This window comes from Agrobacterium tumefaciens, assembly GCF_017726655.1.
GTDB classification, from domain to species: Bacteria; Pseudomonadota; Alphaproteobacteria; order Rhizobiales; family Rhizobiaceae; genus Agrobacterium; species Agrobacterium tumefaciens_B.
Window position 1 is genome coordinate 336142 of sequence record NZ_CP072309.1, and the last position, 22877, is coordinate 359018.

Sequence of the window (22877 nt, forward strand, 5' to 3'; positions counted from 1 at the left end):
GGTCCGGCAGGCGGCCATTTCATTTAGATCAGGAAGTGGGATTTGTTTTGCACCGCTCAGAGGCGATGATCGGGAAACAGATTGCCGGAATGCCCGGCAAGATAGGGTTCCAAATCCACCTCCCGCACTTCCTCCAGCCGTGCAGGTCGCCAGCGGGGGTTACGGTCCTTGTCGATCAGCGCGGCGCGTACGCCCTCATAAAAATCGTGCTGCCGCAATATTTCCGTACCGGCGGCGAATTCCCGTTCCAGACATTCGATGAGGCTCATGCTCTCCCGCCCAAGGCGCAGTAGCTTCAGCGTCAGTTTCAGGCTCGTCGGGGATCGCTTTTGGAGGACCTCCAGCGTTTCGCGCGAAAATGCATCCTGTCGTGCCGACAGCGCAGCGACAATCTCCTCGATGGTGTCGAAGCCAAATGTCGCGTCGATGGTATTCTGATTTGCCTGCAAGATGCTTTCACCAGCCTGCGCAACGTGAGCGCCGATCGTCGCCTCGATATCTTCGCGGTCCGTGGCCTGCGAGAGGTCCTGGACCAAGTCATCGAGCCGGTGTGAAGGAACAAGATAATCCGCAAAGCCGGCATAAAGGGCATCGGCGGCTCCGATGGCATTTCCCGTCAATCCCAACCATGTGCCACATTCCCCGGGCGCTTTCGGAAGCAGCCATGACCCACCGACGTCGGGGAAATACCCGATCCCGGTTTCCGGCATGGCGAGTTTGGTGCGTTCGGTCGCGATGCGGTGGCTGCCGTGGGCCGAAATGCCGACGCCGCCGCCCATGACGATACCGTCCATCAAGGCGACATAGGGCTTACTGAAATGGGCGATACGATAGTTGAGCGGAAACTCTTCCTGCCAAAACTCCAGCACCTGCGGGTCGCCGGCCTTGCCGAGATCGTGAATGATGCGGACGTCGCCACCGGCGCAGAGGCCCCGCTCCCCCTCCCCGGTCAGCACCGCGCATGAAATGTCAGGGTCCTCCTCGAAACGCTGCAAGGCCCGCGAGAGCGCGCCCACCATCGGGAGTGTGAGGCTGTTGATGGCTTGGGGGCGGTTAAGCCTGATGACTCCGGCCCTTCCTCGCTTCTCGACGATCACCTCCGCATGCGCCTTCATTCTCTCTTCCAAGACCGCCTCCTCCGCTGCCATTTATCGAGCCATTCTGGCGGCCTTGATGCAATCACGCAACGTTGATCTCGTCCTTAAGGAACGTCTTTCGCCCAAACCGCTTTGACGGGTAAGAAATGCCAGAATTCCAATTTTGCGATGCAGCATGTTTGCTTGACGCCCGCAAAGTCATGGCGTGTAATGAGGTCTGATAATGCCGGCATTGATTCCTGTCGAGCGTGCCGGACCAAGCAGATTGTCGCCTTCCCAAAGGCGCTGTGAACAGCAACTGGAGACGAGCATGCAGGTTTCGGAACAGGAATGGATCAGCAAAAGGGCCTACACACTTTGGGAAAAGGAAGGCCATCCGCATGGCCGTGACGCCTACCATTGGGAACAGGCCAAGCACGAGTTCGCACTTTTGAAATCGTCGGAAGCGACCAAACCGGCAACGCGCAAGAAGGCTGCTCCCAAGGCCGCCGTTGCAGAAGTCGCGCCTGATGCGGAAATTGCTGCAAAGCCGAAGAGCCGTGCCCGCAAGGCTGCCGCAAAGCAACAATGACAATAAAAAACCCGGCAATTATTTGCCGGGCCATTATTCCTCGATATCTCAAGTTTCACTTCGAACAAGATATCGTATCGCTGACCATCCTTATTGCTGGTCTTGCTTATCGAGCCCCAGATCGCGCCGCCATTTCATGAGCTGCTCGCGGTTGTCGTTGCTGGGGTTTCCACCAGCGTCTCCGCGGGGCGGTTCAGGATTGCGATTGCCCTGATCCCATTCACCGTGGCGACGTTCCCAGCGACCGTCATTCGGGCCGCCCTGACGCGGGTCCCTTGGCTCGTCGCGGCGGTTGTCGCGCCAATCACCCCGGCGGCCATCCCGCCAGTCGTCGCGACGGCCATCTCGCCACTCGTCACGGCGACCGTCACGCCAGTCATCACGACGGCCGTCCCGCCATTCGTCGCGCGGACGTGGGCGGTCCCAGCCGGCGCTCGGAGGCGGTGCGTTCCAATAACCACCAGACGGCGGCGGACGACGCCAGCGGTCACGCTCGCGGTAGAAATCGCGGTCACGATAGTAGCGATCCCAGTAGCGGCCGGCTTCGAAGGTGATGATCGGAACGCCGAGATCGCGATAATAACGGGGCTCGACGTAGACCCGGTTTTGCCGGAACGTCGTCTGGATATAACGACCGGCAACCCAGCCACGACCATTGACAAAAGAGACGTCGCACCACGGCGTGTCTGACAGGCAGCCGTGAACGGTCAATGGTGCACCAACGGGAATCACAACGACGGCCGGATAAGCCGTACTTGGGCCGGAGCGCATGTTTACATTTGCGGTGGCGAAACCGCGCGTCGCAGCCTCGGCAAGAGCCGGCGCGGCGAGCATGGCCACCAGCGCAATTGCGCCAAACAGTTTTTTCTTCACTTCTTTCTCCTCAAGCAAAGGCCCGCTTTGCCCTTGTCGGCATCCACCATTTTCGATGGACGAGCATGCGTTTCGCATACTGCCACGATCAGAAAATACGCGTTGCTGCATGAACGCAGCATGAAACAAACGAGGTACCTGATCAGTTCCACCTGCGGCAAACCGCGCCGATAAAATGCCAAGGGAATAAACCCGCCGGTCTTGACTTCGAAGACCAATCATCCGACTTCCAATAAAACGGCAATATGGAGCAGCACCCATGAGCGAAACCGCACAGACGACCGTCGATCAGAGCGAGGTGGATCGTTTTTCCGCGATGGCTGCGGAATGGTGGAGCCCGACGGGCAAGTTCCGGCCATTGCACAAGTTCAATCCGGTGAGGCTCGAATATATCCGCAACCGTGTCTGCGACAATTTTGGTCGCGATCCGAGGGGGCACCGGCCTCTGGAGGGGCTGCGGGTTCTCGATATCGGCTGCGGCGGCGGTCTTCTTTCCGAGCCGATCGCGCGCATGGGGGCGGACGTTGTCGGCGCCGATCCGTCCGAGAAAAATATTGGCATTGCCTCGACTCATGCCCGGGAGAGCGGCGTCAGCGTCGATTACCGCGCTGTGACTGCAGAGCAGTTGCAGGCAGCGGGCGAATCTTTCGACGTCATTCTCAACATGGAGGTGGTCGAGCACGTTGCCAATGTCGACCTCTTTGTCACCACCTGCGCAAAGATGGTACGCCCCGGCGGCCTCATGTTCGCGGCCACCATCAACCGCACGCTCAAAGCCCGCGCACTGGCAATTTTCGCGGCAGAAAACGTTCTTCGTTGGTTACCACGCGGCACGCACCAGTATGAAAAGCTTGTGCGCCCCGATGAACTCGAGCGACCGCTGGTAGCAAGCGGCATGGATATCATCCACCGCACCGGTGTCTTTTATAACGTCCTGCAGGATCGCTGGAACCTGTCGCCGGATATGGATGTCAATTATATGATGCTGGCAAAACGGCCAGCATAACGAGCTGTCAGACGGGGATGGCCTGCACCTGCGCAAGCAGTTCCCGCTGCCCGGCAGCGTTGCGTTCGGAAATGTCTTTCACCCTTCCGCGGTTGATCGCAGCTGGAGCACCATCCGCGTCAAAGGGCATCTTGAAGTGAAAGGCGCGCGGCGACGGGCCTTGGTCGTGCAGATGCTCCAGCCGTTCAACGGCCTGCGACCATACCGGTTGGTGGGTGGCGTCAACCCACCAGAGCACCAGCGGCGGCCACTGCTGCGGAATGTTCCAGTGTCTGCCGTGTTTCAGCGCCTCGGCATGTACTCCCGAGTAGGAATAGGCCATCACCGATTCAATATCGCGCCAGAGTGACAAGGACGAGACGCCGCTCGCGGCACCGTTCTCTTTCAGAAATCGCGGAAAGACCTGCTCACCCCAGCTTGGAGGGCCGGGCTCGCCATCATAGCCAGATCTTGCGATAAACCCCTCTGACCGTTCTGCCGACTGAAAGTTGAGCGGTTCGCGGCGAGCGAACCCTGCAACGCGTGGATTGTTATAGGGCGCGATCTGTATTCCGAAATTATAAATCGCGAGCCGCATCAACAAACTCAATTCACGTCGTCGGGCAGCAGCGGCAACGGCGCGATATCGATGCCTTCCTCCAACAGGGCATTCGCTTCCTGAACAGAGGCATTGCCGATGATACCGCGTTCATCCGCCTCGCCGTAATGGATTTTTCGCGCCTCTTCGGCAAACTTGTCACCGACATCCTCTGCGCTGGCGCGAATGGTGGCCACAGCCTCGCGGATCTTTGCGAGCGCTTCTTTCCGGGCAGCGTCCATTGCAAGCGTCTGGCGTTCTTCCTTCCTGCGGGCCGTGGAGACCGACGGCGCCATTAATGTCTTGGAGACCTGGAGCGAATTGCAGATGGGACAGGACAGAAAACCGCGCTGCAACTGATTGTCGAAATCGTCGCTACCCGCAAACCAGCCCTCAAACTCATGACCTTTTTCACAGGCCAGCGCATACCGTATCACGCCGCTTGACCTCCAGAGGGCGTCAGGGGAATAACCGTATCGACCCCGAACTCGCGGCTATTACGCAGATTGGGTATCTTGCCGCGAGCGGCGGCGACCAGCGACGTGTCGATCTCGGCGAATATGATTTCTTCGCCGCTCCCGCCTGCAATCGAAAGCACCCTGCCCCACGGGTCTATGATGATTGAGTGTCCGTAAGTCACTCGTCCATCCTCGTGCACGCCGGCCTGAGCCGCAGCGATGACAAAGGCACCGTTCTCGATGGCGCGGGCGCGCAGCAATATCTCCCAATGCGCTTCGCCCGTCTGTCGGGTGAACGCTGCCGGAACCGTTAGAATTTCTGCGCCCGCAAGCGCTTCCGCCCGGAAAAGCTGCGGAAATCGGACATCGTAGCAAATCGCAAAGCCAAATTTCGCGAGCGGTACATCAGCAACGCGCGCCACTTCACCCGGTTCGTAAGCAGCGCTTTCGCGCCAGCTCTCACCATTATCGAGATCAACATCGAACATGTGGATTTTGTCGTAGCTGCAGATACGCGAGCCATCCGGCGCGAAGAAAAATCCGCGATTGGCAATTTTTCCATCGGGTCGGGCAATGGCGGTCGAGCCGACATGAACGTGGATCCTGAGCTCGCGGGCAAGCCGAGCGGCCGTCGCGACGATGATGTCACCGTCGTCATCGCGTAGCTGCGCGCGCAACGCCTGCCTGTCCTTCTGGATGGCCCCGGTCATCTCCGGGGTTTGCACATAGACGGCACCCCCCGCCGCGGCCGCCCGTACAAGGCGCTCCATATCCGCAGCATTTTTTGCCGTGTCCACACCCGAACTCATCTGAATGGCCGCAGCCTTGAAAGTCATCCTATCCTCCATGCCCGCAAATGATGCCGATCAGGCGGCCAGCAGCGCGTCCAGTTTGCCGGCGCGCTCCAGTGCGTGCAGATCATCGCAGCCACCCACATGCTGGCCATTGATGAAGATTTGCGGGAAGGTTGTGCCGCCGGATTTCTCGATCATCTCCTGCCGGTATTCCGGCGTGGTCGTGGCGTTATATTCGGCATAATCCACGCCCTTGCTGTCCAGCAGTGCCTTGGCGCGTGCGCAATACCCACAAAAATCCCGCGTATAGATCGTTACCGGTGCCATGTTTTAAACGCCCTCGCAAACGCGCGGCAAGCCGCACGATAAAGTCATGTCTTTCAGCTTTCATATAGGCTCCGAAATGGCCATTGCAAAGGTCAAAACAGTCACATCCGCCGCACCGGCCTTGCGTAGAACCCGGCTTGCTGCACCCACCGTCGCCCCGGTGGTGTAGACATCGTCCACCAGCACCACCCGCTTGCCATGGACATCCGTCTCACTGCCCGTCGTAAGAGAAAAAGCGCCGCGAACATTGTCTCGCCGGGCGTTCGCCGAAAGCCCGACCTGACGCTCGGTTGGCTTTACACGCAGCAGTGTGCCCGCGAGCATTGGTTTGCCAGATAACTTGGCCAGATGGCGAGCCAGCTCTGCCGATTGGTTGAAGCGGCGACGAAGGAAGCGGCCGCGATGCAACGGCACGGGAATGATGCAATCGCAGTCGGCAACGGTTCCGTCGCTCGCCCGCAGCACCCACGTCGCCATCACGTGAGCAAGATCGATGCGATCCTGGTACTTCAGCCGGTGTACGAGCTTTCGAGCCGTACCATCATGGCTTGCAACGCTGCGCAGGCGATCAAAGGGAGGCGGCTCGGCAATTGCCTTAGCGCTGACAAAACCGTGTCCGTGATCCCGCGCAAAGGGTATGCCGAGAACTTCGCAAAAAGGGCGATCGATAAAGGCCACATCCCGCCAGCAATCCGCGCATAGAGCGGCTTCCCGGCCGGTCATGCAGTTGCAGCCAGCACAGGTCGGTGGGTAAATCATGCGAAACGCAGCGCGCCCCGCGTCCGACATGATCGCGGACGCCGATAACAATCCCGAAAATAGGCTGTCACCGATACCCATGAGGTTGACTTTAGCGCCGAACGGGTGCCTTTGCGAGAGCGATAGTTCACCCCGCCCCTGCGGATAACGACACCCCAAGTGGGACGGGAACAACGAGACGGCCCGCCGATCCTAAGGCGTTTGAGGCCGAGCAGGCAAAACGATGGATATTCTTTTTGACCAGGCCCTGATCGAACAAAACCGCCGCCGGGCGTGGGCAAGACGTGATGACAAGGCGCTTTTTCTTCTCGATATGGCAGCGGAGGAACTGGCCGACCGGCTTGCCATCGTCGAGCGTCAGTTTGACACCGCCATCGAACTTCACGGAGGAACCGGCGTTACGGCGCGGCGCCTGGCCGAGACCGGCAAGGTCGATACTATCCATCGAATCGAGACGGAGCGCTATTTTGCCGCTGACGGTAATTTCCCCGAGGCTGCTTCAATGGAGCATCTGCCGCTTGAGGAGGCCTCCGCCAATCTCATCGTTTCACCACTCGCGCTGCATCTGACAAACGACACACCCGGTGCGCTGATCCAGATTCGGCGGGCGTTGAAGCCGGACGGCCTGTTTCTCGGCGCGATCCCCGGCAGCGGGACGCTACAAGAACTCCGCGACGTGCTGCTGACGGCAGAGGCGGAATTGACCGGCGGCGCGAGCCCGCGGGTCATCCCCTTCGCCGATGTCCGTGACGTGGGGGCCTTGTTGCAGCGTGCCGGGTTTGCACTGCCCGTGACAGATGCGGAAAGCTATACCGTCAGGTACGATTCGATTTTCCCGCTGATGCGCGACCTCCGTGCCATGGGCATGGCCAACCCACTGGCGAGCCGCAGCAGAAAACCGCCGAACCGTGCCTTTTTCATGCGTGCGGCAGAACTTTACGCCGAGCGGTATTCCGATGCGGACGGGCGGATAAGGGCAACATTCTCGATCATTTACGTCTCAGGCTGGGCGCCCCACGAAAGCCAGCAGAAACCGCTCAAACCCGGCTCGGCCAAGGTACGGCTCGCGGACGCGTTGAAGACAACGGAGGTGAAGCTCTCGTGAGGCCACCTCTATGTTGCTCTAGATACTGATACTGTTGAACGTATCGACGATGAACTGAAATACGCCGTTGATATTGCTGCTGAGTTGCGTCGCTCCACCGATCAGCGCCGCCGAAATGATCCCGACAATAAGGCCGTATTCGATTGCGGTGGCACCGTTTTCATTTTTCCAGAAGTGAACAAGCGAATGCAGCAAAGCAGCGTACCTATCTTTAGCGAGCCGCACGGCAACGGACGCAAAATCTTCAAACCGCGTCCACCATAGACCCGCGGCTTGAGCAATCCGTTACGAAAGTTGGTAAACTATCAGCAACCGGTCTCGTTGCTGTAACCGGTTACAACGCATGGCATTTCCGGCATAGGCTGGGTGATGCTGCGGCGAATGGAATAGGTGCTGCCGACATCCGGCTTCTTGATCGAGCCCGTGCTGATCATATCGAAACTGTCGGGAAACTGCGCCACGCGCGTGGAAGATTTACCGGCAAGCATGGGAGTGACGATCAGGGAGAGCGCTATAACGGCCGTACCGAAAAGCAATGCGACATTCAAAACGCCGGTACGACGAGTTTTGTTGGAATAAGAATGACGACCTTCCACCGTCTTCCAGAAATCCTCGTTCATGACCAACCTCGTCTCGCGCAGTTTACCGCTTCTTTAGCTTAACAATCTGCCAGAGGGTGCTGAACGATCTCTTAACGAAGCCCCGTTTTGGGACGGCAAAATGCTGCAGGAACAGCATTTTCACGAAGCTGTGACGGCGGGAAAATCAGCGGTTGCGCGAAGCGCTGCCTTTACAGCAGGTCCTGCAGGAAGGGGATGAGCGGTTCATCGGCCGGTGGCATCGGATAGTCGCGCAATGCCTGCGGTTTTACCCACTTGATTGCCTGCCCTTCGCGGCCATGCGCAATACCTTCATAACGGCGGCAGACGTACAGCGGCATCAACAGGTGGAAAGTCTCATAAGTGTGGCTCGCAAATGTCAAAGGAGCCAGGCAGGCGACCTTGGTCGTGACGCCCAGTTCCTCGTCCAACTCACGCACCAGGGTTTCTTCCGGGGTCTCGCCCTGCTCAACTTTCCCGCCCGGAAATTCCCACAGACCCGCCAGTGACTTGCCTTCGGGTCGCTGGGCCAGAAGAATGCGGCCATCCTGATCGAGAAGCGCACAGGCAGCGACCAGCAGAATTTTCTTGCCCACCTCGCTCATGCGGCAGCTCCCTTGCGCCAATAGCGGTAACGGTAGGCTTCGGCAAAACCGAATTTCTCATAAAGCGCGATTGCCTGCGTGTTGTTGCGCTCCACCTGCAGCCACGCACTCTTTGCACCGCTTATCCGCGCCCAGCGGAGAGCCGACGACAGGATTTGCGTGCCAAGCCCCTTTCGACGTTGCGATTTCGCGACATCGAGGGAGAGGATGCCAGCAAGATCATTGTCCTGCACGCAGATGACGGTGGCGAGGGGATGGCCTTCCACTTCCTCATTGATGAACAGCCCGAGATTCGGCTTGATGGAACTGACGATTTCCGCAATCGCCGGACGTAGCGCCGGGTCGCCATCACTGACCTTGAGGCTCGCCTCCACAAAACGGCCGACATCGTGGCTGGGCAGACTGACAAGCGTTTCCGGCAGCTCCATATCTGACAGATCCGCGGTCATGACCATGACCTCTTCGAAAACCGACCAGCCATCCCGCACCAGAAATTCGGTGAGCTGCGGCGGCATCAGTGTCGTCTCGCGAACAACCAGCGCACGCCCGAAATCTTCGAAACGCTTACGCGCCTTTTCCAGCCGCACGGCGCTATTACCGTAGTCTGAAGGATCAAGCGGCACAACGCAGTTGATACGCTTGGAGGGATGAGAGCCTGTTAAACGTACCTGCCAGCTACCGTCGTAAATAACCGACGAGGCAGGCCACGCCCGAAAGCTCACGGCTTCCAGACGGCGAACCAGCGGCAGATTAACGGCCTTGTTGTCCTGCATTCTCTTCGGCTCCAACGGTCAGCTCCGGTAGTCGCCGTTGATCGCAACATATTCCTTGGTCAGGTCGCAGGTCCAGACCGTGGCCGTCCCCTGGCCGAGACCGATATCCACCTTCACCGTGATGTCTTCCAGCTTCATGACGGCGCTGGTTTCTGCTTCCGAGTAATCAGGGTCGCGCTCGCCATTAACAGCCACGCGCACGCCGCCGAACCAGATGGCGAGACGATCACGATCGGCCATCTCACCGGACTTGCCGACCGCCATGACGACGCGGCCCCAGTTGGCGTCTTCGCCGGCAATGGCCGTCTTGACCAGCGGCGAATTGGCGATGGAAAGGGCGATCTTCTTGGCGGCGACATCGCTTTCTGCGCCGGTCACCGTGACTTCCACCATCTTTCGCGCGCCTTCGCCATCGCGAACCACCTGCAAGGCGAGATCCTTGAGGAGATCGTTAAGCGCGGCGCGGAAGGAAGACAGGCGCTCGTCATCGGCGCTCGTTACCTTGGCCTGGCCATCTTCAGCGGCAGCACCCGTCGCAAACAGCATCAGCGTGTCCGACGTGGACGTGTCGCTATCAACAGTCACGGAGTTGAAGGTCGGGCCGGCACCGGCAGAGAGCAGCGACTGCAGGGCGGCGGGATCGATATCCGCATCCGTCACCACGAAGGAGAGCATCGTTGCCATGTCAGGGGCGATCATGCCAGCGCCCTTGGCGATACCGTTGATGGTGACCCTGACGCCGCCGATCTCGGCGGTGCGGGTTGCGACCTTCGGATAGGTGTCCGTCGTCATGATGGCCTTGGCCGCTTCCTGCCAGAAATCCGCAACGGCCTTGCCGTGCATGTCGCCGAGAACGCCGGCAAATTTCGAGGCGTCCAGCGGCTCGCCGATCACGCCGGTCGACGCGAGGAAAACCTCGCCTTCAGAGCAGCCGACAGCCGCGGCGGCGGATTTCGCCGTCAGTTCGGTCGCGGCCCTGCCCTTAAGGCCGGTGAAGGCGTTGGCATTGCCAGAATTCACCACCACCGCACGCGCCGCGCCGCCGCCAAGATTGGCGCGGCAGAAATCAACGGGAGCCGAAGGGCATTTGGATTTGGTGAAAACGCCTGCAACGCTTGCCGGCTTGTCGAACACCATCAGGAGGACGTCGGTGCGGTTCTTGTACTTGATGCCGGCGGCGGCCGTCGCCATGCGAACACCACGCAACGCAGGCATATCAGGATAAGATTTCGGAGCGAGCGGGGAAACGGCAACGGACATGGGAAGCGCCTGAAATTCTGGAATGGGGTCTGGATGGGGCTTTAGATGAAACGGGGCGGCCCTTGAGCCGCCCCGTAACCTCAATTTTTACTGCTGCGGCTGAGCCTGCTGTTCCTTCGAGGCTTCGTCGTAGCCCTTCTTCAGCGCCTCATCCATGATGTCGATCTTCTGGTCGGCCTTGGCCTTCTCGATGAGGGCAACATACTTGTCGCGCATGACAAGCTGACGAACCTGCGGCTCTACCTGCTCGAATGCCGGCGGCGGAGCAACACGCTTGTCTTCAAGCTTGATGACATGGAAGCCAAACTGGGTCTTCACGGGCGTCTTGGTGTAGGCACCCTTTTCGAGGCCAAAAGCGGCTTCTTCGAATTCAGGCACCATGCGGCCCTTGCCGAACCAGCCGAGATCACCGCCGTCATCCTTGTTGGAATCGGTGGACTTTTCCTTGGCGAGCGCTGCGAAATCCTTGCCCGAATCAAGCTGCTTGATGATGTCCTTGGCTTCGTCCTCGCTGGCAACGAGAATGTGCGCGGCCTTGATTTCTTCTTCCTGGGGCAGGGCTGCGACTTCCTTGTCGTAGCGCGCCTTTACTTCGTCATTGGTGACGGCATCGACCACATGCTTCCGGAAGTAGGCGTTGTGCAGCTCACGGTCCTTGATGAAGTCCATGCGCTTTTTGAAATCGTCGGTCTTTTCAAGGCCTTCGGCAGTCGCGTTCTTGACGAGAAGCTTGACGTCGATCGCGCCGGAAAGGGCTGCGACCTTCTTCTGTTCATCGGGAAGCTGCGCGAGCTGGGGGTCGAGGTTGCTCATGGCAAGGTCGAGTTCGGACTGGTGGATTTCCAGATCGCCGACCTTGGCGACAACCTTGTCTTCCTGTGCGAAAGCCGGAAGCTGGAGGCCGAGCGTGGCCACAATCACCGCAGCCGCAATTTTATTATAGCGCAACATTTTGAACCTTTCGGGGACAATGCCGGCTCCAGACATGGTTTCCGGCTCTGAAAAAACTTCCAAACACCGGAATGTGGCCATTCTGTAACGGGCAGAACCGTTGACATCATTTGCCCCCCCTCTTATCTGTCACGCAACCTCGCGTCCAGATACGTTGAAGGGCGAAGTCCGTCATTTGTGCTGAAAACAGCGTGACGGAGCAAAGCGCCCGGCAAAACGGAATTTCAGAAAGGGCCAGTAAGATGGTCAGTCTCGGCGGAATAGCCCGCAAGTTGTTCGGTTCGGCAAATGATCGCCGCGTCCGCTCCTATAAAAGCAAGATCGCAGCCATCAATGCGCTTGAAGAGGCCACGAAGGCGCTCTCCGACGAAGCGCTGGCGGCCAAGACCGCCGAATTCCGCCAGCAGCTGGCAGACGGCAAAACGCTCGACGATCTGCTGATCCCGGCTTTTGCCGTGGCCCGCGAAGCATCGCGCCGCGTTCTCGGCATGCGTCCCTTCGATGTCCAGCTGACCGGCGGTATGATCCTGCATGGCGGCGCCATCGCGGAGATGAAGACGGGTGAAGGCAAGACGCTGGTGGCGACACTCGCGGTTTACCTCAACGCGCTCGCCGGCAAGGGCGTCCACGTCGTTACCGTCAACGACTACCTTGCCCAGCGCGACGCGGCCACGATGAGCCGGCTCTATCGCTTCCTCGGGTTGACGACAGGCGTCATCGTCCACGGTCTCGACGACGACCAGCGCCGCGAGGCTTACGCCTGCGATATCACTTACGCGACGAATAACGAACTTGGCTTCGATTATCTGCGCGACAACATGAAATACGACCGCGCCCAGATGGTGCAGCGCGGCCACAACTACGCGATCGTCGACGAAGTCGATTCGATCCTGGTCGACGAGGCGCGCACACCGCTCATCATTTCCGGCCCGCTGGACGACCGTTCCGATCTCTACAACACCATCGACGCTTTCATTCCGCTCTTGACACCGGAAGATTACGAAATCGACGAGAAACAGCGTTCGGCCAACTTTTCCGAAGAAGGCACCGAGAAGCTGGAGAACCTGCTGCGACAGGCAGGGCTGCTGAAGGGCGAATCGCTATACGACGTCGAGAATGTCGCAATCGTTCACCACATCAACAATGCGCTGAAGGCCCACAAGCTCTTCACCCGCGACAAGGACTACATCGTTCGCAACGGCGAAATCGTCATCATCGACGAGTTCACCGGCCGCATGATGCCCGGTCGCCGTTATTCCGAAGGTCAACACCAGGCTCTCGAAGCCAAGGAAAAGGTGCAGATCCAGCCGGAAAACCAGACGCTGTCTTCCGTCACGTTCCAGAACTATTTCCGCATGTACACGAAGCTCGCCGGTATGACCGGTACGGCGTCGACGGAAGCGGAAGAGTTCGGCAACATTTACGGTCTCGACGTCATCGAAGTGCCGACCAACCTGCCGATCCAGCGTATCGATGAGGATGACGAAGTTTATCGTACCGGCGAAGAGAAGTTCCTGGCGATCATAAGCGAGATCAAGGCAGCGCACGAGCGTGGCCAGCCGGTTCTCGTCGGCACCACCTCCATCGAAAAATCCGAGCTTCTGGCAACCATGCTGCGACAGTCCGGTTTCACCGACTTCCAGGTTCTGAACGCCCGTTATCACGAGCAGGAGGCCTATATCGTCTCGCAGGCCGGTGTTCCCGGTGCCGTCACCATCGCCACCAACATGGCCGGCCGCGGTACCGACATCCAGCTCGGCGGCAACGTCGAGATGCGTCTGGAGCGTGAACTGGAAGGCATGGAGCCTGGTCCGGAGCGCGACGCGAAGGAACAGGAAATCCGCGCCGAGATAAAGGTGCTGAAGGAAAAGGCACTCGCGGCCGGCGGTCTTTACGTCATCGCCACGGAACGCCACGAAAGCCGCCGTATCGACAACCAGCTGCGCGGTCGTTCCGGCCGTCAGGGTGACCCAGGCCGTTCGAAATTCTACCTGTCGCTTCAGGATGACCTGATGCGCATCTTCGGCTCCGAGCGCATGGACTCGATGCTGCAGAAGCTCGGCCTGAAGGACGGCGAGGCCATCGTCCATCCGTGGATCAACAAGGCGCTGGAACGCGCCCAGAAGAAGGTCGAAGCCCGCAACTTCGAGACGCGTAAAAACCTTCTGAAATATGATGACGTTCTGAACGATCAGCGTAAGGTCATCTTCGACCAGCGTCTCGAGCTGATGGAAGCCGACAATATCGGCGAAACCGCAGCTGACATGCGCCACGAAGTCATCGAAATGCTCGTGACCAAGCATATCCCCGAAAATGCCTATGCCGAACAGTGGGATATCGCCGGTCTGAAAGCCGGTATCGAGCAGTTCCTCAACCTTGACCTGCCGGTTGAGGAGTGGGCGAAGGAAGAAGGCATCGCCGAAGACGATATTCTTCAGCGCGTGACCGAGGCCGCCGACAAATACGCCGCCGAGCGCGCCGAACGTTTCGGCCCCGAGATCATGACTTACGTCGAACGCTCGGTCATTCTGCAGACGATCGACCATCTGTGGCGCGAGCACATCGTCAACCTCGACCACCTGCGCTCCGTCGTCGGTTTCCGCGGTTACGCTCAGCGAGACCCGCTGCAGGAATACAAGGCGGAAGCTTTCGAACTGTTCCAGGCGCTGCTCGCCAATCTGCGCGAGGCCGTTACCGCCCAGCTGATGCGCGTTGAGCTCGTGCAGCAGGAACCGCAGCAGCCAGAACTGCCGGAAATGACGGCGCATCATCTCGACCCCGTCACGGGCGAAGATGAAATGGCGCAGAGCACGCAGGCTGCTTTTGTGCCGGCCGAGGAACGCGATCCTAACAACCCCGCCACCTGGGGGCGCATCGGCCGCAACGAAATGTGCCCCTGTGGCTCCGGCAAGAAGTACAAGCACTGCCACGGCGTTTACGAGCAGGCGTAAGTCCGCACTCGGCCGCATGACAATTGATCGCCCGTAACCTTCGTTACGGGCGATTTTGTTTCGAGCTGGTCATCGCCAGCGAGCGGGCTGTTGACTGGCCACTGCACTTTCCATAAGTGAGCCTGATCATCTTCTGGACAAAGCTTCCATGGCCCCTCGCGATCTCGCCGCCTATATCTTTCTCGCGCTTGCGTGGGGAGCATCATTTCTGCTGCTCTTGCATGTCGTTGCGGCTTTCGGCTGGATCGGTGCAGTGACGCTTCGATCACTCATGACCGCTGCGGCGCTCTTCCTGATCGCAAAGACCGTGCGCCGTAAGCTGACATTCTCCGCTGGCTGGCTCGGGTTTACGGTCGTCGGTGCGACAACCGTCGCAGGGCAGTTGATTGGATTGTCCTACGCCACGCCGCAGATCGGCACTGCCATGGCGGCGATCCTGGTCGCGACCATTCCGCTCTTTTCCATGCTCATTTCGCAGCTCTGGGGGCTGGAACGCCTGACGCGTCAAGGCATGGCGGGTCTTGTCATCGGTTTTGCCGGCATCGTTCTGCTCGTTGGTTTTCCCGCCGTTCCCGTAACGACCGGCTTTATCATCGGTTGCGCCGCCGCGGTCGCTGCGTGCATCTGTGCCGCCTATGGCAGCAATTTCGCCAGCCGCCACCTGAAGGGTGTGGGGTCCTGGGAAATCACCATAGGCTCCTTCCTCGCCGGCGGCCTGATGACCCTGCCGCTTCTCTTAGCCGTCCCTCTGCCGAAAACACCTGCCCTTGTCGATTACGGTTATCTGCTGGTGCAGGCGGTCGTCATGAGTGGCCTCACCTACATCACCTACTTCAAGCTCGTCTCATCGATCGGCGCAACAAAGGCGATCAGCGTGGAATTTGCCGTCACCGTCGTTGCCGTTCTTGTCGGTGCGCTGGTGCTGGATGAACCGCTTTCGCTCCCCCAGCTTTTCGGTGCCGGCATTATTATTTTCGGCTGCGCCCTCGTGCTGGACCTCCTTCCCAAGAAGAAGGCGCCGCCTACGCCCTCCGGCGCTTGAAGGGTACAAAGACCTTGCTTGCTAACCGGTCATCGCGCAGATATTGGCACATGACCCAGCCGCTCCCAACCCTTCGTTAAGGATGAGCGGCTTACGATCAAGACGCCTTTTCAACTGGAAATGATGGCGTGTGGATCATGGCTCTCCTCAGCGCGGCGGAAAAAGCCTTACCCGCAGGCGTGCGAGCGACGCTATCGCCGCTGCTAGGAAAACTGGCTATCCTGCTTTCCGGTTCAGATGAGGTGTCCAGGGCGCAACGCATGGCTCTGGTGGCGTTTGCGGTGCGCATCGTCAGCGCTGGCATCGCCTTCATCTCCCAGATCATCCTCGCCCGCGTGATGGGAGAGTTTGAGTATGGCATTTTCGCCTTTGTCTGGGTGCTGGTGATCCTCTTCGGCAACCTTTCCTGCCTCGGTTTCCACACCACCGTCATCCGCTTTTTACCCGGTTACCGTCTGGAAGGGGCGCATGACAAGATCATGGGTCTAACCTCGACCGCCCGTGTCTTCGCCATGCTCTCGGCCAGCGTGGTTGCGATCATCGGCTTCATTTTTCTTTACCTCTTCGGCGAAAGGATCGCCGCTTATTATCTCATTCCCGTTTCGCTGGCCCTGTTTACCCTGCCGATGGTCGCGCTGGGCGATGTGCTGAACGGGACGGCGCGGGCCAACGGATGGGCAATTTCCGCGCTAAGCCCAACCTATATCGTTCGTCCGCTGCTAATCCTGCTGTTCATGATGGTGGCGATCGGTGTCGGCGCGGAAAAAACCGCAACGACCGCCATGCTTACGGCCCTTCTTGCCACCTACGTCACCACGCTTTCACATTTTCTCTTCATGAACCGGCGGCTCAACAGCCACTTCCGCAGCACGATGCGCAGGGTCTATTTCCGGCACTGGATAAGGTTCGCCTTTCCCATGTTCCTGATCGACGGCATCGGCTTCCTGATGACCAACTCGGATGTCGTGATCGTCGGGCTTTATCTGCCGCCGGATCAGGTCGGCATCTATTTCGCCGCGGCAAAGACCATCGTGCTGATGCAATTCGTGTTCTTCTCGGTGCAGGCGGCCGCTGCTCCGCGTCTGGCAGCCCTGATGTCCGCTGACGACCGGCCTGGCCTTGCCGCTTTCTCCAGCCAGGCGGCACGATGGGCCTTCTGGCCGTCACTTGCGGTCGGCAGCGTCGTGCTTCTGGCCGGTCCCTTCCTGCTGTCGCTCTTTGGTCCTGGCTTCGTCCAAGGCTACACGTTGATGTTTTTCCTTTTTGCCGGCTTTCTCGCCAAGGCGTTGATCGGGCCCGGAGAAACATTGTTGAACATGGCCGGCAAACAAAAATTGTGCGTTGTTCTTTATATTATTATCTTCGGTTGCAATATTGCACTCAACATGGCGCTCATTCCGGTCTATGGTCTCGCAGGGGCCGCGGCAGCGGTGGCGATAGCCATGTGCATCGAAGCTGTGCTATTGCATATTGCCATCCGCCGCACACTCGGGATCGTTCTTTTTGCCTTTAACGATATCCGGGCGGGTCAAAACACGCAGAAGACGGTGTAACGACAAGCATGTCCAGTGATCCAAACAATCCGGATTTTGGCGACACCCGCATCGCGGCACTGATGGCGTCTGCAGAGCGTGACCGTCCCGTGGCTGACAGCAGCCGGCGCGTTGGCCGCGAAGGACGGGAGTTCTGTATCTATCCGGGTCAACTCGGCTACGAAATGCAGGAAGAGCTCGACTTTCTGTCGAACCGCGTCATGGAAGCGAATGTCTTCTTCACCGGCCGCCTGCTCGCCCCTGCCATGCCTCGGATTGAGGACAAGTCCGTTCGTTTTGCCCTCATTCGCGACGAGAATGGCGCCAGAAGCCGAATGCGGTTTCTCATGCCCTTCACCTTGGAGAAGCCGGGCTTTTCCATTGGGCCCTCCATTATTCGCGTCTGGGCCAATCCGTTCGGGCCGCTTGGCACGCCGCTCGTCGATACCGAAGGGGCCGCGGAAACCCTCGACAATCTTTTCGATGCACTCTCCGACACCAATATGCGTCTGCCCAACGTGCTGGTTTTACCGGATGTTCGGTTGGAAGGGCCTTTTGCCCGCATGTTCAGGGCCATCGCACTTAGCCGCAACCTGCCCGTAACGACGACGGGAAACTATCACAGGCCGATGCTGGAAAGCCTGCTGGATGGCAAAACCTATCTGCGAAACGCCCTGGCGCCGCACCATCTGCGCGAGATGAACCGGCAATGGCGCCAGCTCGAAAAACTTGGCGCCCTCGCCTATACCGTCACACGGCAGCCAAAAGATGTCCGTTATCGGATGGAAGAGTTCCTGGCGCTGGAGGCCAGTGGTTGGAAAGGACGCAAGCGCACCGCGCTCGTCAACGACCGATATCGCGCCGCCTTCGCGCGCGAAGCGATCACCAATCTGGCCGAAGCGGATGCAGTGCGCATCCACACCATCGACCTCAATGGAAGCGCCATCGCATCCATGGTGGTCTTCATCGCCGCCGGCGAGGCCTATACCTGGAAGACCGCCTTCGACGAAACCTATTCCCAGTTCTCTCCCGGCAAGCTGCTGGTGGAGAAACTGACCGACTGGCATCTGGACGACGCCAATATCCTACGCAGTGACAGCTGCGCGGTGCCAGATCACCCCATTATGAGCCGCTTCTGGCAGGAACGTCAGGAAATGGGCACGCTCGTTGTCGGGCTGACGCAGAATAGCGACCGCGATGTGCGACAGGTCTCCGCCCAGGTGGACATGTACCGCAACACCCGCAATCTGGCGCGTAGCCTCCGGCAAAAGATCCTGTCTTTCGGTCGTAAGGGCAATTGAGCCGAAGGACGCCAGAGCGCCCTTCGGATTAGCGACGGATCCAGCGACCGCTTACCGCGATGCAGTCCGGATCATCTTGCAGAGTTGCGTCAGAGCCGCATCGTATCCGCCACCCAGAATATCGACACAACGGCGGGCGAGCTTGATCCGCTCGGTCCGTGACATGTCGTTGTAAGACTGGATAACCTGACGCATGGCGCGCGGCGTCATCGTGCCCGGCCTGCCGGGGTTGTTCGGGTTTCCGATCCCCGGGTTTCCGGGATTCCCAGGATTGCCCGGGTTACCGGGATTGCCGGGGTTACCCGGATTGCCCGACGAGCCTGAGCCGCCAATTCCCAGCCCGACATCAACGCCTATTCCACGCGATCCGCCAACGCCAGCGCCGACATTCGCATTGATACCGTTGGAACCACCGACCGATGCGTTCACGCCAGCATTGATACCGCTCGAACCACCCACCGATGCATTCACGTCTGTATTGATGCCGTTACTGCCGCCGACAGAGGCGTTGACATTAGCGCCTAGACCGCCGCCGCTCCTGCCGCCGACATCGGCGTTGGCATTGATGCCGCCGCTGCCGCCAACGGAGGCACCGACCCCCAGGCCACCAGTACCATTACCACCCACACTGGCATTAACTCCGTTCTCGCCACCGATCCCGATATCCAGCGCATGGGCGTTGACCGGCAAGATCAGGCAGGCAGACAATAATAGGTTACGCGAAAAAGCCCTCATAATTTCCTCCATATGAGTTAGCCGCTCCCTCCCCGCGTGGAAAACCCACAACACCAGTATAAGTTCAATTAGCAATTGCGTATATACTAATTTATTAGAGATCTCTAAAATTATCGAAATTCCGCAATCAAAGGTGTTTCATTTTGAAACAGAGCGCGCCACGAACCCTCCAAATCGCGGATCTCTGAACGCCGCATCGCCTAGCAAAGCAGGGTTAAGGGGCTCGCCGATTTGCGCGGGGCGTTGGCCAAACCGAGAGCGCGCCCGACCTACCCAACCATTTTCATGAGCATCAGATTTCCAGCTTTTGGGGTTGCACGCATGGCCTCGACCATGATAGACGCCGTGGCATTACCACCGTTGCCCCAATGGCGGAATTGGTAGACGCGCCGCACTCAAAATGCGGTTCCGAAAGGAGTGCTGGTTCGATCCCGGCTTGGGGTACCATTACCTGAAAATCACATTGATTTTTCTGCGTTTCTGGGCCGAAGGGCCCAAGCATGTTGCGCCGCTTAAAAAAGTTCGACAGTTTACATTGCCGCTCGTCAATCACTTGATTGTTTATAGCAAAAGGTGTGTGCCGGTGCGGATTCGCCCCGGCGTCCCAGCAAGCTGAATATCACACCCAAAGCGGCCGATTTGACACTACTTCTTCTGATCCAGCGCGTGACGACCGAAGTCTGGGGCGTCGACGTCCTGGCCCGCTTGCACGATGGAGCGGCGGATGGCGCGGGTGCGGGAGAAGAGTTCGAACAGCTTGTCGCCCTCACCCCAGCGAATCGCTCTCTGCAGGGAGGCGAGGTCTTCGGAGAATCGGGCCAGCATCTCAAGGATGGCATCCTTGTTGTGCAGGCAGACATCGCGCCACATCGTTGGGTCGGAGGCCGCGAGGCGGGTGAAGTCACGGAAGCCAGAGGCGGAATATTTGATTACTTCCGATTCCGTCACCGTTTCAAGATCATCCGCCGTGCCCACGATGTTGTAGGCGATGATATGCGGCAGATGCGAAACGATTGCCAGAACCTTGTCGTGGTGTTCGGCATCCATTTCATCAACCCGCGACCCCAGCGCCCGCCAGAAATCCTTCAGCTTTTCCAGCGCTTCAGCGTCCGTTCCCGGCAGCGGCGTAAAGATGCACCAGCGATCGCGGAACAGGCCGGCAAAGCCTGCGTCCGGACCGGACTTTTCCGTGCCGGCCAGCGGATGGCCTGGAATGAAATGCACGTGATCAGGCATGTGCGGGGCCATCTGCGCGATGACCGAGGCTTTGGTGGAGCCGACATCGGTGACGATCGCGCCCGGCTTGAGGTGCGGCGCGATCTGCTTTGCGACCATTTCCGACGCACCGACCGGGACCGAGACGATGACCAGGTCGGCATCATCAGCCGCTTCTGCCGCCGAAACGGTGTAATCCGTGCCGAGCGCCAGTTCTTCAGCCCGTTTCAGCGTGTCCTCACTGCGGGTGGAAATCGTCACTTCGCGAGCAAGCGCCGATTCCTTGATATCGCGGGCAATAGACGAGCCGATGAGCCCAATCCCGATCAGCGCGATGCGCTGGAACATGAAATCAGCCATTACGCCTGCCCCATAAACTCGGTCAGCGCTGCAATGACGCCAAGATTGGCCTCTTCGGAACCTATGGTCATCCTGAGCGCGTTCGGGAAGCCGTAACCGCGGACAGCCCGCAGGATGTAACCGCGACGGCTCAGGAATTCATCGGCGTCCGCTGCCCGCTTGCCGTCCTGATCCGGGAAGTGGATGAGGATGAAGTTGGTGACGGAGGGTGTGACGGTGAGGCCAAGGCCTGTGAAGGTCGTCACCAGCTTTTCCATCCACAGTGCATTGTGCGCGACAGCCTTTTCGACAAAGGACTGGTCGCGGATCGCAGCAGCACCGGCAGCGATAGCCGGCGCGCTCATGTTGAACGGGCCGCGCACCCGGTTCAGCGCATCGATGATGGCGGCCGGGCCGTACATCCAGCCAACGCGCAGGGCCGCGAGACCGTAGACCTTCGAGAAGGTGCGGGTCATCACCACATTGTGGTTGCCGGAGACAAGCTCAAGACCAGCCTCATAATCGTTCTTGCGCACATATTCGGCATAAGCCGCATCCAGCACCAGCAGAACGTGCTTCGGCAGGTTGGCCTGAAGACGGCGAATTTCGGTCACGGGAACATAGGTTCCGGTGGGGTTGCCTGGGTTGGCGATGAACACCATCTTGGTCTTTGGCGTGACGGCGCCAAGGATCGCATCGACATCGACAGCGCAATCCTTTTCCTTCACCGAGACCGGGGTTGCACCGGCGCCCATGATCTGGATCTTGTAGACGAGGAAGCCGTGCTCGGTGATGATCGCCTCATCGCCCGTGCCCAGATAGACGTGGCACAGCAGGCCAAGCAGTTCGTCCGAACCATTGCCGCACATGATATTCGCGATGTTGAGACCATGGACATCGGCAATTGCCTGACGCAACGCGACCGCCTGCCCGTCAGGATAAATTTCCAGATGGCTCGCGGCCGTCCCGAAAGCTTCGATCGCCTTCGGGCTCGGCCCAAGCGGCGTTTCGTTGGAAGAGAGCTTATAAACCTTCGCAACGCCGTCCACATGTTCCTTGCCGGGAACATAAGCGGCGATATCCAGAATACCCGGACGCGGAACAGGTTGGCTAAGCTCTGCACTCATTTGATCGACCTTTGGAAAAACGCCGGAGAACCCGGCAACAACAATGCCGGAGGCATTAGACCGGAATGGGCGCTTTGTCGAGGGTCAGCGCGGCTTTCCCTGGCTTGCCGCCGTGCGTGTTGTGGGCACGCCCTGTGGCGCAAGCACGGGCACGAAAACCCGCCGGGACGCGCGCTGTGTGACGGGCAATCCCTGATAGAGGCGTTTTTGCGCTTCCACCACGATGACACCGGAAAATAGTGGCCAGAGACGCCGGCCGGTATGTTCGAGGTATCGGCGGAATTTCAACACCGGCCGACTGGTCGTCGGTGGGAAAAACAGCGCCTCGGCGGTGGCGCCGGGCGTGAAATTCGTCTCGCGCAGCAGGGCGGTCAGCTGCCCGCGGGAATAAGGCCGGCCGGAGCCAAAGGGCGTATGCTCCATCCGTGCCCAGACACCACGCCGGTTCGGCACCACGATGACAAGACGGCCACCGGGCGCCAGCACCCGCCATATCTCCTTCAGGCTCTCGCGAGGATTTTCGGCAAATTCAAGCGCATGAACCATTAACACCCGATCGATCGACGAATCGGGCAACGGCAGTTCCTCATCGAACACCAGTGCCGTGGAGGAAAGCTCACTCGCTGGCCAGTTCACAGCACCCTGCCCCGCCGGCATGAATGCAAAGGTGCGTTCCGTATCGTGTCGAAAACGGTCCAGAAAAGGCACGGCGTATCCAAGACCGACCAACCGTTCCTCCGGCAAAGGCGGCCACAGCGTCGAAAGCGCCATGGTGATCGCCTGCTCGGCAGAGCGGCCAAGCGAAGAATGGTAGAATTCGCGCAGATCGACGATATCGGTATTCATGGCGAGAATGTAGCATCAGGCAGTTGGACTTCAA

Annotated in this window: 25 protein-coding genes and 1 tRNA gene; 8 read left to right on the forward strand and 18 right to left on the reverse strand. The window is 59.1% G+C overall.

Annotation, left to right across the window (positions count from 1 at the left end; translation table 11 throughout):
- Nucleotides 1-56: 56 nt before the first annotated feature.
- A complete protein-coding gene (locus tag AT6N2_RS15655; protein WP_077224915.1) occupies nucleotides 57-1115 on the reverse strand; it encodes an enoyl-CoA hydratase/isomerase family protein in 1059 nt (352 codons plus the stop codon).
- Nucleotides 1116-1407: 292 nt separating this feature from the next.
- On the opposite strand from AT6N2_RS15655, the gene AT6N2_RS15660 reads away from it, so the two are divergent.
- Nucleotides 1408-1668, forward strand: a complete 261-nt coding sequence (locus tag AT6N2_RS15660) for a DUF2934 domain-containing protein (RefSeq protein WP_063950074.1) — start codon at nucleotides 1408-1410, stop codon at nucleotides 1666-1668.
- A gap of 90 nt (nucleotides 1669-1758) precedes the next feature.
- Here AT6N2_RS15660 and AT6N2_RS15665 read toward each other — a convergent pair whose 3' ends face one another.
- Entirely contained in the window at nucleotides 1759-2541 is a 783-nt protein-coding gene (locus tag AT6N2_RS15665; RefSeq protein ID WP_233282513.1) for an SH3 domain-containing protein, read from the reverse strand.
- A complete protein-coding gene (locus AT6N2_RS15670; protein WP_063950075.1) occupies nucleotides 2538-2759 on the reverse strand; it encodes a hypothetical protein in 222 nt (73 codons plus the stop codon). The genes AT6N2_RS15665 and AT6N2_RS15670 overlap by 4 nt, the downstream gene beginning before the upstream one ends.
- 41 nt (nucleotides 2760-2800) lie before the next feature.
- On the opposite strand from AT6N2_RS15670, the gene ubiG reads away from it, so the two are divergent.
- Nucleotides 2801-3547 (forward strand): bifunctional 2-polyprenyl-6-hydroxyphenol methylase/3-demethylubiquinol 3-O-methyltransferase UbiG, encoded by a 747-nt coding sequence (gene ubiG, locus AT6N2_RS15675; RefSeq protein ID WP_063950076.1) that lies wholly within the window; start codon nucleotides 2801-2803, stop codon nucleotides 3545-3547.
- A gap of 7 nt (nucleotides 3548-3554) precedes the next feature.
- Here the strand turns inward: ubiG and AT6N2_RS15680 are convergent, their stop codons facing one another.
- The 5 genes from AT6N2_RS15680 to AT6N2_RS15700 are packed head-to-tail and all read right to left on the reverse strand — an operon-like array spanning nucleotide 3555 to nucleotide 6543.
- On the reverse strand, nucleotides 3555-4124 hold the full coding sequence (locus tag AT6N2_RS15680) for a DUF3291 domain-containing protein (protein ID WP_063950077.1): 570 nt from the start codon (nucleotides 4122-4124) through the stop codon (nucleotides 3555-3557).
- 8 nt (nucleotides 4125-4132) lie between these two features.
- Entirely contained in the window at nucleotides 4133-4561 is a 429-nt protein-coding gene (locus AT6N2_RS15685; protein WP_063950078.1) for a DUF1178 family protein, read from the reverse strand.
- On the reverse strand, nucleotides 4558-5418 hold the full coding sequence (locus AT6N2_RS15690; RefSeq protein WP_063950079.1) for a carbon-nitrogen hydrolase family protein: 861 nt from the start codon (nucleotides 5416-5418) through the stop codon (nucleotides 4558-4560). The genes AT6N2_RS15685 and AT6N2_RS15690 overlap by 4 nt, the downstream gene beginning before the upstream one ends.
- Nucleotides 5419-5448: 30 nt before the next feature.
- Nucleotides 5449-5703 (reverse strand): glutaredoxin 3, encoded by a 255-nt coding sequence (grxC, locus tag AT6N2_RS15695; protein WP_003522552.1) that lies wholly within the window; start codon nucleotides 5701-5703, stop codon nucleotides 5449-5451.
- 60 nt (nucleotides 5704-5763) lie between these two features.
- Nucleotides 5764-6543, reverse strand: a complete 780-nt coding sequence (locus AT6N2_RS15700) for a ComF family protein (protein ID WP_209090155.1) — start codon at nucleotides 6541-6543, stop codon at nucleotides 5764-5766.
- Between the two features lie 142 nt (nucleotides 6544-6685).
- On the opposite strand from AT6N2_RS15700, the gene AT6N2_RS15705 reads away from it, so the two are divergent.
- Complete coding sequence (locus AT6N2_RS15705; RefSeq protein ID WP_063950081.1) at nucleotides 6686-7567, forward strand: methyltransferase domain-containing protein; 882 nt, start codon at nucleotides 6686-6688, stop codon at nucleotides 7565-7567.
- Nucleotides 7568-7585: 18 nt separating this feature from the next.
- Here the strand turns inward: AT6N2_RS15705 and AT6N2_RS15710 are convergent, their stop codons facing one another.
- From AT6N2_RS15710 to AT6N2_RS15735, 6 genes are all read right to left on the reverse strand, one after another.
- Complete coding sequence (locus AT6N2_RS15710; RefSeq protein WP_063950082.1) at nucleotides 7586-7762, reverse strand: Flp family type IVb pilin; 177 nt, start codon at nucleotides 7760-7762, stop codon at nucleotides 7586-7588.
- A 110-nt stretch (nucleotides 7763-7872) separates the two neighbouring features.
- Entirely contained in the window at nucleotides 7873-8187 is a 315-nt protein-coding gene (locus AT6N2_RS15715) for a hypothetical protein (RefSeq protein ID WP_209090157.1), read from the reverse strand.
- A 170-nt stretch (nucleotides 8188-8357) separates the two neighbouring features.
- Nucleotides 8358-8771 (reverse strand): 8-oxo-dGTP diphosphatase MutT, encoded by a 414-nt coding sequence (gene mutT, locus AT6N2_RS15720; RefSeq protein ID WP_063950084.1) that lies wholly within the window; start codon nucleotides 8769-8771, stop codon nucleotides 8358-8360.
- Complete coding sequence (locus AT6N2_RS15725; protein WP_063950085.1) at nucleotides 8768-9544, reverse strand: GNAT family N-acetyltransferase; 777 nt, start codon at nucleotides 9542-9544, stop codon at nucleotides 8768-8770. Before AT6N2_RS15725 ends, mutT begins: the two co-directional genes overlap by 4 nt.
- Nucleotides 9545-9562: 18 nt before the next feature.
- Nucleotides 9563-10804, reverse strand: coding sequence for a bifunctional glutamate N-acetyltransferase/amino-acid acetyltransferase ArgJ (gene argJ / locus AT6N2_RS15730; protein WP_209090159.1), 1242 nt, complete (start codon nucleotides 10802-10804; stop codon nucleotides 9563-9565).
- A gap of 87 nt (nucleotides 10805-10891) precedes the next feature.
- On the reverse strand, nucleotides 10892-11755 hold the full coding sequence (locus AT6N2_RS15735) for a peptidylprolyl isomerase (RefSeq protein WP_063950173.1): 864 nt from the start codon (nucleotides 11753-11755) through the stop codon (nucleotides 10892-10894).
- 242 nt (nucleotides 11756-11997) lie between these two features.
- Here AT6N2_RS15735 and secA point away from each other — a divergent pair, with 242 nt between their 5' ends.
- The 4 genes from secA to AT6N2_RS15755 all read left to right on the forward strand — a co-directional run bounded on the left by secA (nucleotide 11998) and on the right by AT6N2_RS15755 (nucleotide 18581).
- On the forward strand, nucleotides 11998-14706 hold the full coding sequence (gene secA, locus AT6N2_RS15740; RefSeq protein ID WP_063950087.1) for a preprotein translocase subunit SecA: 2709 nt from the start codon (nucleotides 11998-12000) through the stop codon (nucleotides 14704-14706).
- 148 nt (nucleotides 14707-14854) lie between these two features.
- Entirely contained in the window at nucleotides 14855-15748 is an 894-nt protein-coding gene (locus AT6N2_RS15745) for a DMT family transporter (protein WP_063950088.1), read from the forward strand.
- Nucleotides 15749-15885: 137 nt separating this feature from the next.
- Nucleotides 15886-17301 (forward strand): Wzx-type polysaccharide biosynthesis protein UppV, encoded by a 1416-nt coding sequence (uppV, locus tag AT6N2_RS15750; protein ID WP_063950089.1) that lies wholly within the window; start codon nucleotides 15886-15888, stop codon nucleotides 17299-17301.
- Nucleotides 17302-17309: 8 nt separating this feature from the next.
- Complete coding sequence (locus AT6N2_RS15755; protein ID WP_063950090.1) at nucleotides 17310-18581, forward strand: GNAT family N-acetyltransferase; 1272 nt, start codon at nucleotides 17310-17312, stop codon at nucleotides 18579-18581.
- A gap of 51 nt (nucleotides 18582-18632) precedes the next feature.
- On the opposite strand, the gene uppQ is transcribed toward AT6N2_RS15755, so the two are convergent.
- Nucleotides 18633-19316, reverse strand: coding sequence for a polysaccharide biosynthesis GNAT family N-acetyltransferase UppQ (gene uppQ, locus AT6N2_RS15760; RefSeq protein ID WP_063950091.1), 684 nt, complete (start codon nucleotides 19314-19316; stop codon nucleotides 18633-18635).
- A gap of 362 nt (nucleotides 19317-19678) precedes the next feature.
- On the opposite strand from uppQ, the gene AT6N2_RS15765 reads away from it, so the two are divergent.
- Nucleotides 19679-19763, forward strand: a tRNA-Leu gene (locus AT6N2_RS15765).
- A 198-nt stretch (nucleotides 19764-19961) separates the two neighbouring features.
- Here the strand turns inward: AT6N2_RS15765 and AT6N2_RS15770 are convergent.
- The 3 genes from AT6N2_RS15770 to AT6N2_RS15780 form a co-directional block, all read right to left on the reverse strand.
- On the reverse strand, nucleotides 19962-20891 hold the full coding sequence (locus tag AT6N2_RS15770; protein WP_063950092.1) for a prephenate/arogenate dehydrogenase family protein: 930 nt from the start codon (nucleotides 20889-20891) through the stop codon (nucleotides 19962-19964).
- The gene (hisC, locus tag AT6N2_RS15775) at nucleotides 20891-21997 is read right to left on the reverse strand and encodes a histidinol-phosphate transaminase (RefSeq protein ID WP_063950093.1); all 1107 of its coding nucleotides are present in this window, start codon (nucleotides 21995-21997) and stop codon (nucleotides 20891-20893) included. The genes AT6N2_RS15770 and hisC overlap by 1 nt, the downstream gene beginning before the upstream one ends.
- 84 nt (nucleotides 21998-22081) lie before the next feature.
- A complete protein-coding gene (locus AT6N2_RS15780; RefSeq protein ID WP_063950094.1) occupies nucleotides 22082-22843 on the reverse strand; it encodes a class I SAM-dependent methyltransferase in 762 nt (253 codons plus the stop codon).
- Nucleotides 22844-22877: the final 34 nt, after the last annotated feature.

Bases quoted from the DNA above. Each gene is read 5' to 3' on its own strand.
- AT6N2_RS15655 (WP_077224915.1), bottom strand. From the start codon at position 1,115: ATGAAGGCGCATGCGGAGGTGATCGTCGAGAAGCGAGGAAGGGCCGGA.
- AT6N2_RS15660 (WP_063950074.1), top strand. From the start codon at position 1,408: ATGCAGGTTTCGGAACAGGAATGGATCAGCAAAAGGGCCTACACACTT.
- ubiG (WP_063950076.1), top strand. From the start codon at position 2,801: ATGAGCGAAACCGCACAGACGACCGTCGATCAGAGCGAGGTGGATCGT.
- AT6N2_RS15680 (WP_063950077.1), bottom strand. From the start codon at position 4,124: ATGCGGCTCGCGATTTATAATTTCGGAATACAGATCGCGCCCTATAAC.
- AT6N2_RS15690 (WP_063950079.1), bottom strand. From the start codon at position 5,418: ATGACTTTCAAGGCTGCGGCCATTCAGATGAGTTCGGGTGTGGACACG.
- grxC (WP_003522552.1), bottom strand. From the start codon at position 5,703: ATGGCACCGGTAACGATCTATACGCGGGATTTTTGTGGGTATTGCGCA.
- AT6N2_RS15700 (WP_209090155.1), bottom strand. From the start codon at position 6,543: ATGGGTATCGGTGACAGCCTATTTTCGGGATTGTTATCGGCGTCCGCG.
- AT6N2_RS15705 (WP_063950081.1), top strand. From the start codon at position 6,686: ATGGATATTCTTTTTGACCAGGCCCTGATCGAACAAAACCGCCGCCGG.
- AT6N2_RS15715 (WP_209090157.1), bottom strand. From the start codon at position 8,187: ATGAACGAGGATTTCTGGAAGACGGTGGAAGGTCGTCATTCTTATTCC.
- mutT (WP_063950084.1), bottom strand. From the start codon at position 8,771: ATGAGCGAGGTGGGCAAGAAAATTCTGCTGGTCGCTGCCTGTGCGCTT.
- AT6N2_RS15725 (WP_063950085.1), bottom strand. From the start codon at position 9,544: ATGCAGGACAACAAGGCCGTTAATCTGCCGCTGGTTCGCCGTCTGGAA.
- argJ (WP_209090159.1), bottom strand. From the start codon at position 10,804: ATGTCCGTTGCCGTTTCCCCGCTCGCTCCGAAATCTTATCCTGATATG.
- AT6N2_RS15735 (WP_063950173.1), bottom strand. From the start codon at position 11,755: ATGTTGCGCTATAATAAAATTGCGGCTGCGGTGATTGTGGCCACGCTC.
- secA (WP_063950087.1), top strand. From the start codon at position 11,998: ATGGTCAGTCTCGGCGGAATAGCCCGCAAGTTGTTCGGTTCGGCAAAT.
- AT6N2_RS15745 (WP_063950088.1), top strand. From the start codon at position 14,855: ATGGCCCCTCGCGATCTCGCCGCCTATATCTTTCTCGCGCTTGCGTGG.
- uppV (WP_063950089.1), top strand. From the start codon at position 15,886: ATGGCTCTCCTCAGCGCGGCGGAAAAAGCCTTACCCGCAGGCGTGCGA.
- AT6N2_RS15755 (WP_063950090.1), top strand. From the start codon at position 17,310: ATGTCCAGTGATCCAAACAATCCGGATTTTGGCGACACCCGCATCGCG.
- uppQ (WP_063950091.1), bottom strand. From the start codon at position 19,316: ATGAGGGCTTTTTCGCGTAACCTATTATTGTCTGCCTGCCTGATCTTG.
- AT6N2_RS15770 (WP_063950092.1), bottom strand. From the start codon at position 20,891: ATGGCTGATTTCATGTTCCAGCGCATCGCGCTGATCGGGATTGGGCTC.
- hisC (WP_063950093.1), bottom strand. From the start codon at position 21,997: ATGAGTGCAGAGCTTAGCCAACCTGTTCCGCGTCCGGGTATTCTGGAT.
- AT6N2_RS15780 (WP_063950094.1), bottom strand. From the start codon at position 22,843: ATGAATACCGATATCGTCGATCTGCGCGAATTCTACCATTCTTCGCTT.